Here is a 15,455-nt window from a genome sequence, read left to right as displayed (position 1 = left end):
TTTTTTGCGCGAAGGATATGGATGAAAGTCGCGCCACAACGGTGATCGTACAACCACCATGGGCTATGATGCGGTCTTCAGTTCGCCGAGAAAGATGGTTCATCATGGAAAACGCCAGCGCCGCTCCACGTCTGCCCCGCAAGCGCCGCAGCCTTGCCCAGGAATTGGTCACGGTGTTGTCCGAGCAGATCCGCGATGGCCAGCTCAAACGCGGCGATAAACTGCCTACCGAGTCGGCGATCATGGACGCCCACGGCGTCAGCCGCACCGTGGTGCGCGAGGCCATCTCGCGCTTGCAGGCGGCGGGGCAGGTCGAGACCCGCCATGGTATCGGCACCTTTGTGTTGGACACGCCCAGCCCTAGCGGTTTCCGCATTGACCCGGCCACCGTGGTGACCTTGCGTGATGTGCTGGCGATTCTGGAGCTGCGTATCAGCCTGGAAGTAGAGTCGGCGGGCCTTGCCGCCTTGCGTCGCAGTGATGCACAACTGGCCGCCATGCGTGCGGCCCTTGATGCGCTGAATGAAAGTGCGGCCCACGCTGGCGATGCGGTGGCGTCAGACTTTGCCTTCCACCTGGAAATTGCACTGTCTACCGGCAACCGCTACTTCACCGACATCATGACCCACCTGGGTACCAGCATCATTCCGCGTACCCGCTTGAATTCGGCGCGCTTGGCCCATGATGACCAACAGCATTACATGAGCCGCCTGAGTCGCGAACACGAAGAAATCTATGAGGCAATTGCCCGTCAGGATTCGGATGCGGCGCGGGCGGCCATGCGTCTGCATTTGACCAACAGCCGTGAGCGGCTGCGCCATGCCCATGAAGAGGCAGAAGCGCAGCGCGGCTGAGGTTTGCCATATCCCGTGTGGGAGCTGGCTTGCCTGCAATAGCGGTGTGTCAGTCATTGAGTTTGTTACTGAACCAGTGCATTCGCAGGCAAGCCAGCTCCCACATTTGATCTCCATTATCTGGAGTACCGGGCCTGTTTAGCTGGCGGGTTGATTGGGCTTGTAGTCTTTGAGCAACAGGTACGTACTCCACCCCCACCAATCATTGGTCCAGTGTTTGTCGTTCAGGTCATTGACGTCCTTGCGCCGCAGCACCTTGTCCCCCTCCATCTTGAACAACGGCGAGAAGTTATTCGCCGGGTTTTGCGCGGCGTTCAGGTCGGGCACATACAGCGGTGCCTTGAAGCTGGCCGGGGAGGGCGCGACGCCGCTGATGAAGGTTTCGAAGATTTCGTCTGCCGAAGCCTGCACCGCACGTTTTACCTGCACGCGATTATCGGCGTCGATGCTGTCGAAGTAGCGCTTGTCGCCGTAGGCATGCCACTGATCACCCATGGCATTACGCACCTTGAGCCCGAACTTGCTGTCTTCGTCGTGCATGAAGCGGCTGATCAGCGAGCCCAGTTCACCTGGCGTCACAACGGCTGCCAACTGTTTGCGCGGCACTCGCAGGTGCCCGGCAGAAAACAGGTCGGTCAAGAAGTGATCAGCGAAGCTGTTCATCGCATAGGCCAGTTCCAGGGCCTGGTCGGTACCCGTCTGGTGGGCCACAACGGCTTGTTGCAGCGCCGCCGTGTGACCGGCCAGGTACGCGGACAAGGCCCACTCACCGAAGTGATCGGCATTGTCCGCTGCCAGCTTGAGGTAGCGTCCCAAGGGAATCAGGGCCGAAACAGCGCTGCCGCCACCCGTGATGCGGTTCCACTCCTCCGACAACGTATCACCCAGTGCGTCGTAGGCTTCATGGGGTTGTTTGCCATCCTTGATCGCCTGCTTGACGGCGTTGATTTCCTTTTGCATCACCGCCAGGATCTTCTGCGCCTCTTCCCGTGAGGCGGGTAATACGGCGAGAGAGTTGAAGGCTGCAGTGAAACGTTGCACGCGCTCGGCCGCAGAGGCGCCATCGCTGATGGCTTGGCCGGGGATGCCATAGAAATCGCCACCCAAAGCGATCACTTGGCCGTAGGTCAGCGCGAGCCCGTTGGGCAGATGCAATTGCACCTGGTGTGCAGGAATCGCCGCAGCGTCCTTGGCGAAGCGCAGCAGGGTTTCATCGCCGATGGCGGTGTGTTCACCCCCTTCAAAACGCAGGGTTGGCGGGAGTTTCTCGGGTACTGCGAGTTCAAGACCTGACATGTTAGCTCCTTGCTATGTCGTGGGAATCTTCCTTTTTAACTGTATGTATATACAGCTAAAGTTACTATAGGTGAGAAATTTCCTACGTCAAGAGTTGCAATCCACACGTCAGGTGCGAGCGGAGGCTCAACGAATTGCAGTTGACGAATCTTTTTATAGTTGTACGATGACGTACGACATCATCAAAACCAACAACAACGCTTTCCTCAGAAAGTCTTCGCCCAGGGTGTTCGAATAATGAATCCACAAGAACTGAAGTCCATCCTCTCCCACGGTCTGCTGTCTTTCCCGGTGACCGATTTCAACGCCCAGGGTGACTTCCACCAGGCGGGCTACATCAAGCGCCTCGAATGGCTAGCCCCTTACGGCGCCACCGCGTTGTTCGCAGCCGGTGGGACGGGTGAGTTTTTTTCCCTCGCTGCCAGCGAATATTCCCAAGTGGTAAAAACCGCCGTGGACACTTGCGCGTCCAGCGTGCCGATTCTTGCCGGTGTGGGCGGTTCGACCCGCCAGGCCATCGAGTACGCCCAGGAGGCGGAACGCCTCGGTGCCAAAGGCTTGCTGCTGCTGCCGCACTACCTTACCGAAGCCAGCCAGGACGGGGTTGCTGCCCACGTTGAAGCGGTGTGCAAGTCGGTCAAGATCGGCGTGGTGGTTTACAACCGCAATGTCTGCCGCCTGACCGCGCCGCTGTTGGAGCGTCTGGCCGAACGTTGCCCGAACCTGATCGGCTACAAGGATGGCCTGGGTGATATCGAGCTGATGGTGTCGATCCGTCGCCGCCTGGGTGACCGATTCAGCTACCTCGGCGGCCTGCCGACTGCAGAGGTTTACGCCGCGGCCTACAAAGCCCTTGGAGTGCCGGTGTACTCCTCGGCGGTGTTCAACTTCATCCCGAAAACCGCCATGGATTTCTACCACGCCATTGCCCGCGAAGATCACGTCACCGTCGACAAGATCATTGATGACTTCTTCCTGCCTTACCTGGACATCCGTAATCGCAAAGCCGGGTACGCAGTGAGCATCGTCAAGGCCGGCGCGAAAATTGTCGGGTATGACGCCGGCCCGGTGCGTACGCCGCTGACCGATCTGTTGCCGGAAGAATACGAAGCCCTGGCCGCGCTGATCGACAAGCAAGGCGCGCAATAAATTATCCACAAGGCCGCTGAGCAATCAGCGGCCTTTTGCGTCAGGAGAAGATTTGTGTCCCAAGCAAAGCGTTTCGAAAACTACATCAACGGTGAATGGGTAACCGGCGCCGACTATTGCACCAATATCAACCCGTCTGATTTGTCCGATGTCATCGGCGAATACGCCAAAGCGGACGTGGCCCAAGTCAACGCGGCCATTGACGCGGCCCGCGCCGCTTTCCCGGCCTGGTCCACGTCCGGTATCCAGGCGCGCCACGACGCGCTGGATAAAGTCGGCAGTGAAATCCTTGCCCGTCGCGAAGAGCTCGGCACCTTGTTGGCCCGGGAAGAGGGCAAGACCCTGCCCGAAGCCATCGGCGAAGTGACCCGCGCCGGTAATATTTTCAAGTTCTTCGCCGGTGAATGCCTGCGCCTTTCAGGTGATTACGTGCCCTCGGTTCGTCCGGGCGTCAGCGTTGAAGTGACTCGCGAAGCCCTTGGCGTGGTGGGGCTGATTACTCCATGGAATTTCCCGATTGCCATTCCCGCGTGGAAAATCGCCCCGGCCCTGGCCTACGGCAACTGCGTGGTGATCAAACCTGCGGAGCTGGTGCCGGGTTGCGCCTGGGCCCTGACGGAGATCATTTCTCGCGCTGGTTTCCCTGCTGGTGTGTTCAACCTGGTGATGGGCAGCGGTCGTGTCGTCGGCGACGTGTTGGTCAACAGCCCGAAAGTCGATGGCATCAGCTTCACCGGCTCCGTTGGCGTGGGTCGTCAGATCGCCGTCAATTGTGTGTCGCGCCAGGCCAAAGTGCAGTTGGAAATGGGCGGCAAGAACCCGCAGATCATCCTCGATGACGCCGACCTCAAGCAGGCGGTGGAGTTGTCGGTGCAGAGCGCGTTCTATTCCACCGGCCAGCGTTGCACCGCGTCGAGCCGCTTGATTGTCACGGCGGGGATCCACGACCAGTTTGTCGCCGCCATGGCCGAGCGCATGAAGTCGATCAGGGTCGGCCACGCTTTGAATAGCGGCACCGACATTGGCCCGGTGGTGTCCCAGACCCAGTTGGACCAGGACATGAAATACATCGACATCGGCCAGAGCGAAGGTGCGCGGCTGGTCAGCGGTGGCGGCCTGGTGACCTGCGACACCGAAGGCTATTACCTGGCGCCGACCTTGTTTGCCGACAGCGAAGCGGCGATGCGCATCAGCCGTGAAGAAATCTTCGGCCCGGTGGCCAACGTGGTGCGTGTGGCTGACTACGAGGCGGCGCTGGCCATGGCCAATGACACCGAGTTCGGGTTGTCGGCGGGTATCGCCACTACTTCGCTGAAGTACGCCAACCACTTCAAACGCAACTCCCAGGCGGGGATGGTGATGGTCAATCTGCCAACCGCCGGTGTGGATTACCACGTTCCATTTGGTGGCCGTAAGGGCTCATCCTACGGTTCGCGCGAGCAAGGTCGCTATGCGCAAGAGTTCTACACCGTGGTGAAGACCAGCTATATCGACTCGTAATACGCAGCATCCTGTGGCACTGGCTTTATGTGGGAGCTGGCTTGCCTGCGATAGCATCACCTCGGTCTTGCTGACACACCGAGGTGTCTGCATTGCGGGCAAGCCCGGCTCCCACAGGAAAAACAAAAAATCATTACCCGCAAAAAAAATAATTAGTGGGAGTACCTCTTCATGCAAGCGACCAAGCCGACCCATGTCCGCTATTTGATCCTGCTCATGCTGTTTCTGGTGACCACGATCAACTATGCCGACCGCGCAACTATCGCCATCGCCGGCTCCAGCCTGCAAAAAGACCTCGGCATCGACGCGGTCACCCTCGGTTACATCTTCTCCGCATTCGGTTGGGCTTACGTGGCCGGGCAAATTCCTGGCGGCTGGCTGCTCGACCGCTTCGGCTCGAAAAAAATCTACGCCTTGAGCATCTTCACTTGGTCGCTATTCACCGTGCTGCAAGGCTATGTCGGTGAGTTCGGCGTCTCCACCGCCGTAGTGGCGCTGTTCATGTTGCGCTTTATGGTGGGCCTGGCCGAGGCGCCGTCGTTTCCGGGCAATGCCCGTATTGTTGCGGCGTGGTTTCCTACGGCTGAGCGCGGCACCGCATCGGCAATCTTCAATTCGGCGCAGTACTTCGCCACGGTGTTGTTTGCGCCATTGATGGGCTGGATCGTCTACCGCTTCGGCTGGCAGCATGTGTTTATCGTGATGGGCGTGATCGGCATCGTGTTCTCGCTGATCTGGCTGAAAGTTATCCACAGCCCGCGCCAGCATCCGATGATCAACGAGGCCGAGTTCAACCACATCGCTGCCAACGGCGCGATGGTCGACATGGATCAGGACAAGGGCAAGGGTAAGAAAACTGATGGGCCGAAGTGGGATTACATTCGCCAGTTATTGACCAACCGCATGATGCTCGGCGTGTACCTGGGCCAGTACTGCATCAACGGCATCACCTACTTCTTTCTGACCTGGTTCCCGGTGTATCTGGTGCAGGATCGCGGCATGACCATCCTCAAGGCTGGTTTTATCGCCTCGTTGCCGGCGATCTGCGGCTTTATCGGCGGTGTGCTCGGCGGGGTGATCTCTGACTACCTGCTGCGTAAAGGCCACTCGCTGACCTTTGCACGCAAGGCGCCGATCATTGGTGGCCTGCTGATCTCCAGCAGTATCGTGGCCTGCAATTACGTGGACATCGAATGGATGGTGGTGGGCTTCATGGCCCTGGCGTTCTTCGGCAAAGGCGTTGGCGCACTGGGTTGGGCGGTGGTGTCCGACACCTCGCCGAAGCAGATCGCCGGCCTCAGTGGCGGCCTGTTCAACACCTTCGGTAACCTGGCGTCGATCACCACGCCGATTGTCATTGGCTACATCATCAGCACTACCGGCTCGTTCAAATGGGCCCTGGTGTTCGTCGGCGCCAACGCGCTGGTCGCAGTGTTCAGCTACCTGGTGATTGTCGGCCCGATCAAGCGCGTGGTGCTCAAAGAGCCGCCCGCCAAAGGCCCTGAGTTGACCAACCTTTCCCAAGCGCATTCCTGAGGTTCGTGTGATGCAGTTGATTGAACATGCCGACTCGCCGCGCTCGATCCGTTTGCACGAGCGCGACAATGTGGTGATCGTGGTAAACGACCAGGGTGTGCCGGCGGGGACCGAATTCCCCGACGGCCTGGTCACCGTGGAGTTCATACCCCAGAGCCACAAGGTCACACTGGAAGATATCCCCGAGGGCGGCCGGATTATCCGCTACGGTCAGACCATCGGTTACGCCCTGGCTCCGATTCCGCGTGGCAGTTGGGTGCAGGAAGATCAGCTGCGCATGCCCACCGCGCCACCGCTTGACAGCTTGCCGCTGTCCACCGAGGTGCCTGAAACCCAGGCACCGCTGGAGGGGTTCACCTTCGAGGGCTATCGCAATGCCGACGGTACCGTGGGCACGCGCAATATCCTCGGCATCACCACCACCGTGCAGTGCGTCACCGGCGTGCTGGACCACGCAGTCAAGCGCATCAAGGATGAGTTGCTGCCCAAGTATCCCCACGTCGATGATGTGGTGGCGCTGACTCACAGCTACGGCTGCGGCGTGGCGATTACGGCGACGGATGCCTATATCCCGATCCGCACCGTGCGCAATCTGGCGCGCAACCCGAACCTGGGCGGTGAAGCCCTGGTGATCAGCCTGGGCTGCGAGAAATTGCAGGCCGGCCAGGTGATGCACGATAACGACAGCTCGGTGGACTTGAGCGAGCCGTGGTTGTATCGCCTGCAGGATTCCAGCCATGGCTTTACCGAAATGATTGAGCAGATCATGGCGCTGGCCGAGGTGCGCTTGAAGAAACTCGACCAGCGCCGTCGGGAAACCGTGCCGGCCAGCGAGCTGATCCTGGGTATGCAGTGCGGTGGTAGTGATGCGTTTTCCGGTATCACCGCCAACCCGGCGCTGGGGTATGCCTCGGACTTGTTACTGCGGGCCGGCGCGACGGTGATGTTTTCCGAAGTGACTGAAGTGCGCGATGCCATTTACCTGCTGACTTCCCGGGCGCAGAACCAGGAGGTTGCCCGGGAACTGGTCAGGGAAATGGACTGGTATGACCGTTACCTGGCCAAGGGTGAAGCAGACCGCAGTGCCAATACCACGCCGGGCAACAAGAAGGGCGGGCTGTCGAATATTGTCGAGAAGTCATTGGGCTCCATCGTCAAGTCCGGCAGCAGCGCGATCAACGGCGTGCTCGGCCCCGGCGAGCGCTTGAAGGGCAAGGGCCTGATTTTTTGCGCCACCCCGGCCAGTGATTTTGTGTGCGGCACCTTGCAACTGGCGGCAGGGATGAACCTGCATGTATTCACCACCGGGCGTGGCACGCCGTACGGGCTGGCGATGGCGCCGGTGGTCAAGGTGTCGACCCGCACCGAGCTGGCCCAGCGCTGGCCGGACCTGATCGATATCGACGCCGGGCGCATTGCCACCGGGCGCGCGAGCATCGAGGAGCTGGGCTGGGAGTTGTTTCACTTCTACCTGGACGTGGCCAGTGGCAGGAAGCAGACGTGGGCGGAGCATCACAAGTTGCATAACGACATCACGCTGTTCAACCCGGCGCCGATTACCTGAGACCGAGTCGCCTGCATCGGGAGCAAGCCCCCTCCCACATTGGTCCGCATTTCAACAGAATGAATGCGTTCAAATGTGGGAGGGGGCTTGCTCCCGATAGCGGTAGACCAGACGACACGGGCTGCATGGCTTATCATTAGCCAACTAACGACGCCCACCAAGGTTCTCCCCGGCATGCTGGCAATCTTCCTTACCACCCTCACCATCACCGCGCCGGTGTTTGCCATGCTGTTTCTGGGTGTGCTGCTCAAGCGCATCAACTGGATCAACGACAACTTTATCCACACCGCGTCGTCGCTGGTGTTCAACGTCACCATGCCGGCGCTACTGTTCCTGGGCATCCTGCATGCCGACCTGCACGCGGCACTCAAGCCGGGTTTGCTGATCTATTTTGCCGTCGCCACCCTGGCGAGCTTTGCTTTGGCCTGGGGCTGGGCGATTTTTCGCTGCAAGCGTGAAGACCGGGGCATTTACACCCAGGGTGCGTTTCGCGGCAATAACGGGGTGATCGGCCTGGCGCTCGCCGCCAGTATGTACGGTGACTACGGGATCTCCCTGGGCGCAATCCTCGCGGCGCTGGTGATCCTGTTTTACAACACGCTGTCGACCATTGTGCTGGCGGTGTACAGCCCGGTGATCAAGTCCGACCCGTGGAGCATTTTCAAGAGTGTGGTGGCTAACCCACTGATCATCAGCGTGATCGTTGCTGCGCCGTTCGCGTACTTTCAGATCAGCTTGCCCGGCTGGTTCGAAAAGTCCTTGCAGTACCTGTCGGATACCACACTGCCGTTGGCGTTGATTTGCATCGGCGGCACCTTGTCCATGGCCGCGCTGCGCAAGAGCGGCAACATGGCGTTGAGTGCGAGCCTGATGAAGATGATCTGGTTGCCGGTGATCGCAACCTTGGGCGCTTGGTTGCTGGGCTTTCGCGGGCCGGAGCTGGGGATTCTGTTCCTGTACTTCGGCGCGCCGACAGCCGCGGCCAGCTTCGTGATGGCCAGGGCGGCGCAAGGCAATCATGAGCTGGCGGCGGCGATTATCGTGATCACTACGCTGATGGCGGCGGTGACCACCAATATCGGGATTTTCGTATTGCAGGCGGGTGGCTGGATCTAGGCGTCTTTCTGGTAGCTTTCGATCACTTCCTGCGCCGCCCGAAAGGCATCAATCGCCGCCGGCACACCGGCATACACCGCGCAATGCAGCAGCGCTTCGCGAATCTCGTCTACCGTGCAGCCATTATTAAGTGCACCGCGCACGTGGCCCTTGAGTTCCTGCGGGCATTTGAGGGCTGTCAGGGCGGCGAGGGTGATCAGGCTGCGGGTCTTGAGCGGCAAGCCTTCGCGGTTCCAGACAGCGCCCCACGCATGTTCATTGACGAAGTCCTGCAGCGGCTGGGTGAACGCCGTGGCATTACCCAGGGCGCGGTCGACGAATGCATCGCCCATGACTTGGCGTCGTACCTCAACTCCGGGTTTTTTCTGATCGGTCATTTCGATTCCCTCTTGTGTTGGCGGTGCCAGGCGCGCACAGAGGTGAACAACAGCAAAGCCACCAACGCCGGCAGGACGTAATACAGCATCAATTGTTCAAGCTTGTTGGCCAGGGGCATACCGGTGGTGAACGCCATTACGTGCAGCCCGTACGCCAGGTACAACCCCAGCAGCACCAGCCCTTCGATACGCGTCACGCGGTAGCCGGTATAAAACACCGGCAGGCACAGGACGATGGCACCGAGCATCACCGGCAAATCGAAGTCCAGGGCATTGGGTGATACCGACAGCGGCGACGGCGCCACCAGCGCGGTAAAGCCCAGCACTCCCAGCAGGTTGAACAGGTTGCTGCCGATCACGTTGCCCACCGCAATTTCCCGCTCGCCGCGCAAGGCGGCGATCAGCGATGTGGCAAGGCAGGGCAGCGAGGTGCCCACGCCGATGAGCGTCAGGCCGATGACGCGCTCCGACAAGCCCAGGTCGCCCGCCACTTCCACCGCGGCGCCCAGCAACAAATGCCCGGCCAGTACCAGCACCAATAGCCCGGCGAACATCAGTAACGCGCTGCTCAACCAGGGTGCCTTGGCCACGGTGTCCAGGGTGCGCGGGCGGCGTGAATGACGCGTCTGGTGGTGCAGCACGCCAAGGTAAGCTACCAGCGCCACCAGCAGCAAAACACCATCGAGCGGGGTCAGCACTTCATTGGCGGCCAGGATAAACACCAGCAGACCGGCGAAGATCATCACCGGGATATCCACACGCACCAGTTGCCGTGAGACCCGCAGTGGAATGATCAGCGCCGACAGGCCCAGGGTGACGAGGATATTGAAAATGCTGCTGCCAATAACGCTACCCACGGCGATATCGGTATTGCCGGCCAGCGTGGCCTGCAGGCTGACGGCCATCTGCGGCGCGCTGCTGCCGAAGGCGACAACGCTCAAGCCGATGATCAGCGGTCGCACTTTGAGGCTGGCCGCCAGGCGCACGGCGGCGCGTACCAGGATCTCGGCGCCGACGATCAACAGCAGCAAGCCGCCGACCAGTTCGAGCAGGCTCCAGGGCGAAAGGGCGTTCAATCCGAAAATACTCAAGGCAGCCTCAATCAGTTGTTCAGGGCTTGCACGCGAACCCGTGCGGTGCCGCTGCCCAGCATACGCAGTTGCTCGGCAGCCTTGCGGGAAACGTCGATCAGGCGCCCACGGGTGTGCGGGCCGCGGTCATTGATGCGCACCACGACCGATCGGTCGTTGTTCAGATTGGTCACTTTGACCCGCGTACCGAAGGGCAGGCGCCGATGCGCAGCGGTCAAGGCGTTCTGGTTGAAGGGTTCACCACTGGCGGTTCTTTTGCCATGGTGTTTGGCGCCGTAATAGGAGGCGGTGCCGGTTTCGTCGTAACCGTTGGGGTCGATGAGACCGCTGGCGCAACCGGCCAGCAGGGAGGACAAGGCCAGGAGGCCGAGTAGACGCTTCATTGTCAGAACATCCCCAATAAAAAATGTGGAGAGGGAGCAAGCCCCCTCCCACACAGGTTGGAGCCAGACCTTGAGGTCTGCTCCAACCATTCACCGCAATCAGCCTTCGAGCTTGCTTTTAAGCAGTTCGTTCACCTGTTGCGGGTTGGCTTTGCCCTTGGAAGCTTTCATGGCCTGGCCGACAAAGAAGCCGAACATCTTGCCGCGCTTGGCTTCGTCTGCGGCGCGGTATTGCTCGACCTGTTCGGCATTCGCCGCGAGCATTTCATCGAGTACGGCCGAAATCGCGCCGCTGTCGGTGACTTGCTTGAGGCCACGCTTCTCGATGATCTCGTCGGCGTGGCCTTCACCCGCGGCCATCGCTTCGAACACCGTCTTGGCGATTTTGCCGGAGATGGTGTTGTCCTTGATGCGCAGCAGCATCCCGCCCAATTGTTCGGCAGTGACGGGCGCTTCGTCGATTTCCAGGCCCTGTTTGTTCAGCAGGCTGCCCAGTTCGACCATCACCCAGTTGGCCGCCAGCTTGGCGTCGCCGGCAATGCTCACGACTTTTTCGAAGTAGTTGGCTTGTTCACGGCTGGAGGCCAGCACGCTGGCATCGTAGACCGACAGGCCGAACTGCTCCTGGAAGCGCTCGCGTTTTTGCTGCGGCAGTTCCGGCAGGGTGGCGCGGATGTCGTTGAGGAACGAATCTTCCAGCACCACCGGCAACAGGTCCGGGTCGGGGAAGTAACGGTAGTCGTTGGCTTCCTCTTTGCTGCGCATGGCGCGGGTTTCGTCTTTGTTCGGGTCGTACAGGCGCGTTTGCTGGATCACCTTGCCGCCGTCCTCGATCAATTCGATCTGGCGACGCACTTCGCTGTTGATCGCCTTCTCGATGAAGCGGAACGAGTTGACGTTCTTGATCTCGCAGCGGGTGCCGAACTCAACCTGGCCCTTTGGCCGGATCGACACGTTGCAGTCGCAACGCAGCGAGCCTTCGGCCATGTTGCCGTCGCAGATGCCCAGGTAGCGCACCAGCGCGTGGATGGTCTTGACGTAGGCCACGGCTTCCTTGGCGCTGCGCATGTCCGGTTCGGAGACGATTTCCAGCAGCGGCGTGCCGGCACGGTTCAGGTCGATACCGGTGGCGCCGGGGAATTCTTCGTGCAGGCTCTTGCCGGCGTCTTCTTCCAGGTGCGCACGGGTTACGCCGACACGCTTGATGGTGCCGTCTTCCAGCGGGATGTCCAAGTGGCCCTTGCCGACGATCGGCAGTTCCATCTGGCTGATCTGGTAGCCCTTGGGCAGGTCCGGATAGAAGTAGTTCTTGCGTGCAAACACGTTGTGCTGGCCGATTTCGGCGTCAATCGCCAGGCCGAACATCACCGCCATGCGCACCGCTTCCTGGTTCAGCACCGGCAGCACACCGGGCATGCCCAGGTCGACCAGGCTGGCCTGGGTGTTGGGCTCAGAGCCGAACGTGGTGGCGCTACCGGAGAAAATCTTCGATTGGGTGGCGAGCTGGGTATGAATCTCCAGCCCGATCACAACTTCCCATTGCATAGTGTTCTCCTCAGAAGCCGGTAGGGGTGCGGGTGTGCCAGTCGGTGTGCAACTGGTACTGGTGCGCCACATTGAGCAGGCGGCCTTCCTGGAAATACGGGGCGAGCAATTGCACGCCAACCGGCAAGCCGTCGACGAAACCGGCAGGCATGGACAAGCCCGGCAGGCCCGCGAGGTTGGCGGTAATGGTGTAGAGGTCTTCCAGGTACTCGGCGATCGGGTCGCCGGTCTTGGCGCCGATCTTCCAGGCCGGGTTCGGCGTGGTTGGGCCGAGGATCACGTCGACTTCTTCGAAGGCGGCCATGAAGTCGTTCTTGATCAGGCGACGGATTTTCTGCGCCTTGAGGTAGTACGCGTCGTAGTAGCCGGCGGACAGGGCATAGGCACCGACCATGATCCGGCGCTGGACTTCACTGCCGAAGCCTTCGCCACGGGAGCGTTTGTACAGGTCGGTGAGGTCTTTCGGGTTTTCGCAGCGATAGCCGAAGCGCACGCCATCGAAGCGCGACAGGTTGGAAGACGCCTCTGCCGGCGCGATCACGTAGTAGGCGGGAATCGCGTGCTGGTTGTTCGGCAGGCTGATTTCCTTGATCACCGCGCCGAGCTTTTCCAGCTCTTTGATGCTGTTTTGCACCAGATCGGCGATACGCGGGTCGAGGCCGGCGCTGAAGTACTCTTTCGGCACGCCGATGCGCAGGCCCTTGAGCGAGGTATTCAGGCTGGCGCTGTAGTCCGGCACGGGCTCATCGATGCTGGTGGAGTCCTGTTTATCGAAGCCTGCCATGCCTTGTAACAATATTGCACAGTCTTCAGCGGTGCGTGCCAGAGGGCCGCCCTGATCGAGACTTGAGGCGTAGGCGATCATGCCCCAGCGGGAAACGCGACCGTAGGTCGGTTTCAGGCCGGTGAGGTTGGTGAACGCGGCGGGCTGGCGGATCGAACCGCCGGTGTCGGTCGCCGTAGCGGCGGGCAGGAAGCGTGCGGCCACGGCCGCAGCCGAGCCACCGGACGAGCCGCCGGGCACGTGCTCAAGGTTCCACGGGTTTTTCACCGCGCCGTAGTAGCTCGACTCGTTGGCCGAACCCATGGCGAATTCGTCCATGTTGGTCTTGCCCAGGGTCACAGCCCCGGCGGCGGCCAGCTTGGAGACCACGGTGGCGTCGTAGGGCGCCTTGAAGTTGTCGAGCATCTTCGAGCCGCAGCTGGTGCGAATGCCCTGGGTGCAGAAAAGGTCCTTGTGGGCGATGGGGGCGCCCAGCAGAGGGTTGTTTTCACCGTTGGCGCGACGTGCGTCGGCGGCCTTGGCCTGGCTCAGGGCCAGCTCTTGGGTGAGGCTGATGAAGCTGTTGACCTTGGGATCGTGCTCGGCGATGCGCGCCAGCAGGGTCTTGGTCAGCTCTTCGCTGGAAAACGTTTTGTCGGCGAGACCGCGGGCGATCTCGGCCAGAGTCATGTGATGCATGAAAGGCTCTTTCCCTTTAGTCGATGACTTTCGGAACCAGGTACAGGCCGTTTTCGACCGCTGGCGCGATGGACTGGTAGGCCTCGCGGTTATTGCGCTCGGTCACGACGTCTGCGCGCAGGCGCTGACTGGCTTCCAGCGGGTGAGCCAGGGGCTCTATGCCGTCGGTATCGACGGCCTGCATTTGGTCAACCAGCCCGAGAATGCTGTTCAGGGCTGCGGTGGTCTGTGGAAGATCGGCGTCATTGAGGCCAAGCGAGGCCAGATGCGCGATTTTTTCCACGTCGGAGCGTTCAAGCGCCATGGGATTCTCCAGTGGAAAACAGAACGGAAGGCGTCCGTGTGTTAGATTGTCGGAACACTACCGCATTTCTACGGTCATATGGCCGCGATTGTGGGGGTTGGTGCACAGAAAGTCGGCCAATTTAGCACATTGGCGCCTTGCCCAAAATCCCTGTCGTTGTTAGAGTTTGCCGCACTTTTTTACCCACGCGTTGCCTAGGGTCCCTTTCCCATGTTCAAGAAACTGCGTGGCATGTTTTCCAGCGATCTTTCCATTGACCTGGGCACTGCCAACACCCTTATTTACGTGCGCGAGCGCGGTATCGTTCTGAATGAGCCATCGGTTGTGGCCATTCGGACCCATGGTAATCAGAAAAGTGTCGTTGCCGTTGGCACCGAGGCCAAGCGTATGCTCGGCCGTACACCAGGCAACATTGCTGCCATTCGTCCGATGAAGGATGGCGTGATCGCCGATTTCAGCGTCTGCGAGAAGATGCTGCAGTACTTCATCAACAAGGTTCACGAAAACAGTTTTCTGCAGCCCAGCCCTCGTGTGCTGATCTGCGTTCCGTGCAAGTCCACCCAGGTTGAGCGTCGTGCCATCCGTGAGTCGGCCCTTGGCGCCGGTGCCCGCGAAGTGTTCCTGATCGAAGAGCCGATGGCAGCTGCGATCGGTGCCGGCCTGCCGGTTGAAGAAGCCCGCGGCTCGATGGTGGTGGATATCGGTGGTGGTACGACCGAAATCGCCCTGATTTCCCTGAACGGTGTGGTGTATGCCGAATCCGTGCGTGTGGGTGGCGACCGTTTCGACGAAGCGATCATCACCTATGTGCGTCGCAACTACGGCAGCCTGATCGGTGAATCCACCGCCGAGCGCATCAAGCAGGAAATCGGCACCGCATACCCGGGCGGCGAAGTTCGCGAAGTCGATGTTCGCGGTCGCAACCTGGCCGAAGGCGTTCCACGTGCCTTCACCCTGAACTCCAATGAAGTGCTGGAAGCTCTGCAAGAGTCCCTGGCCACCATCGTTCAGGCCGTGAAGAGTGCCCTGGAGCAGTCGCCGCCGGAGCTGGCTTCCGATATCGCCGAGCGTGGCCTGGTGCTGACCGGTGGTGGCGCCTTGCTGCGCGACCTCGACAAGCTGCTGGCACAGGAAACCGGTCTGCCGGTGATCGTTGCCGAAGACCCGCTGACCTGCGTTGCTCGTGGTGGTGGTCGTGCGCTGGAAATGATGGATAAACACACCATGGACCTGCTCTCCAGCGAATAAGATTGCCTGGATGGTTCATGCTTGGTCGGC

14 protein-coding genes are annotated in these 15,455 nt (G+C 60.4%); 7 read left to right on the top strand and 7 right to left on the bottom strand.

The annotated features are described in order from the left end of the window. The first annotated feature begins 104 nt into the window (after window positions 1–104). Entirely contained in the window at window positions 105–854 is a 750-nt protein-coding gene (locus E4P01_RS09750; RefSeq protein ID WP_032877801.1) for a FadR/GntR family transcriptional regulator, read from the top strand. Window positions 855–992: 138 nt separating this feature from the next. On the opposite strand, the gene E4P01_RS09745 is transcribed toward E4P01_RS09750, so the two are convergent. Continuing rightward, window positions 993–2,150, bottom strand: a complete 1,158-nt coding sequence (locus tag E4P01_RS09745; protein WP_032877800.1) for a hypothetical protein — start codon at window positions 2,148–2,150, stop codon at window positions 993–995. Between the two features lie 237 nt (window positions 2,151–2,387). Between E4P01_RS09745 and kdgD the strand changes: the two genes are divergently transcribed. The 5 genes from kdgD to E4P01_RS09720 all read left to right on the top strand — a co-directional run bounded on the left by kdgD (window position 2,388) and on the right by E4P01_RS09720 (window position 9,015). Next, complete coding sequence (gene kdgD / locus E4P01_RS09740; protein ID WP_005784786.1) at window positions 2,388–3,299, top strand: 5-dehydro-4-deoxyglucarate dehydratase; 912 nt, start codon at window positions 2,388–2,390, stop codon at window positions 3,297–3,299. 54 nt (window positions 3,300–3,353) lie between these two features. Beyond that, a complete protein-coding gene (locus E4P01_RS09735; protein WP_216090744.1) occupies window positions 3,354–4,799 on the top strand; it encodes an aldehyde dehydrogenase family protein in 1,446 nt (481 codons plus the stop codon). A gap of 171 nt (window positions 4,800–4,970) precedes the next feature. Beyond that, window positions 4,971–6,335 carry an MFS transporter gene (locus E4P01_RS09730; protein ID WP_005784790.1) on the top strand — a complete coding sequence of 455 codons (1,365 nt, stop codon included), beginning with the start codon at window positions 4,971–4,973 and terminating at the stop codon, window positions 6,333–6,335. Window positions 6,336–6,345: 10 nt separating this feature from the next. Further along, window positions 6,346–7,899: a galactarate dehydratase gene (gene garD / locus E4P01_RS09725; RefSeq protein ID WP_005784791.1), complete on the top strand. Its 1,554-nt coding sequence runs from the start codon at window positions 6,346–6,348 to the stop codon at window positions 7,897–7,899. Between the two features lie 174 nt (window positions 7,900–8,073). Further along, a complete protein-coding gene (locus E4P01_RS09720) occupies window positions 8,074–9,015 on the top strand; it encodes an AEC family transporter (protein ID WP_005784792.1) in 942 nt (313 codons plus the stop codon). On the opposite strand, the gene E4P01_RS09715 is transcribed toward E4P01_RS09720, so the two are convergent. The 6 genes from E4P01_RS09715 to gatC all read right to left on the bottom strand — a co-directional run bounded on the left by E4P01_RS09715 (window position 9,012) and on the right by gatC (window position 14,177). After that, on the bottom strand, window positions 9,012–9,392 hold the full coding sequence (locus E4P01_RS09715) for a carboxymuconolactone decarboxylase family protein (protein WP_032877796.1): 381 nt from the start codon (window positions 9,390–9,392) through the stop codon (window positions 9,012–9,014). The two genes, E4P01_RS09720 and E4P01_RS09715, sit on opposite strands and share 4 nt — an antisense overlap. Beyond that, on the bottom strand, window positions 9,389–10,435 hold the full coding sequence (locus E4P01_RS09710) for a calcium/sodium antiporter (RefSeq protein ID WP_177327422.1): 1,047 nt from the start codon (window positions 10,433–10,435) through the stop codon (window positions 9,389–9,391). The genes E4P01_RS09715 and E4P01_RS09710 overlap by 4 nt, the downstream gene beginning before the upstream one ends. A 59-nt stretch (window positions 10,436–10,494) precedes the next feature. After that, complete coding sequence (locus E4P01_RS09705; protein WP_005784798.1) at window positions 10,495–10,866, bottom strand: septal ring lytic transglycosylase RlpA family protein; 372 nt, start codon at window positions 10,864–10,866, stop codon at window positions 10,495–10,497. A 99-nt stretch (window positions 10,867–10,965) separates the two neighbouring features. Further along, window positions 10,966–12,411 carry an Asp-tRNA(Asn)/Glu-tRNA(Gln) amidotransferase subunit GatB gene (gatB, locus tag E4P01_RS09700; protein ID WP_216090745.1) on the bottom strand — a complete coding sequence of 482 codons (1,446 nt, stop codon included), beginning with the start codon at window positions 12,409–12,411 and terminating at the stop codon, window positions 10,966–10,968. A gap of 10 nt (window positions 12,412–12,421) precedes the next feature. Then, window positions 12,422–13,873 carry an Asp-tRNA(Asn)/Glu-tRNA(Gln) amidotransferase subunit GatA gene (gene gatA, locus E4P01_RS09695; protein ID WP_032877795.1) on the bottom strand — a complete coding sequence of 484 codons (1,452 nt, stop codon included), beginning with the start codon at window positions 13,871–13,873 and terminating at the stop codon, window positions 12,422–12,424. 16 nt (window positions 13,874–13,889) lie between these two features. After that, window positions 13,890–14,177, bottom strand: coding sequence for an Asp-tRNA(Asn)/Glu-tRNA(Gln) amidotransferase subunit GatC (gatC, locus tag E4P01_RS09690; RefSeq protein WP_005784804.1), 288 nt, complete (start codon window positions 14,175–14,177; stop codon window positions 13,890–13,892). A 210-nt stretch (window positions 14,178–14,387) separates the two neighbouring features. On the opposite strand from gatC, the gene mreB reads away from it, so the two are divergent. After that, window positions 14,388–15,425: a rod shape-determining protein MreB gene (mreB, locus tag E4P01_RS09685; RefSeq protein WP_002555108.1), complete on the top strand. Its 1,038-nt coding sequence runs from the start codon at window positions 14,388–14,390 to the stop codon at window positions 15,423–15,425. Window positions 15,426–15,455 lie beyond the last annotated feature (30 nt).

It is taken from the genome of Pseudomonas sp. NCIMB 10586 (assembly GCF_023127895.1).
Classification (GTDB): Bacteria; Pseudomonadota; Gammaproteobacteria; order Pseudomonadales; family Pseudomonadaceae; genus Aquipseudomonas; species Aquipseudomonas synxantha_A.
Note: the sequence above shows the minus strand (reverse complement) of the source record. Positions and strands in the feature narration are given on the sequence as shown.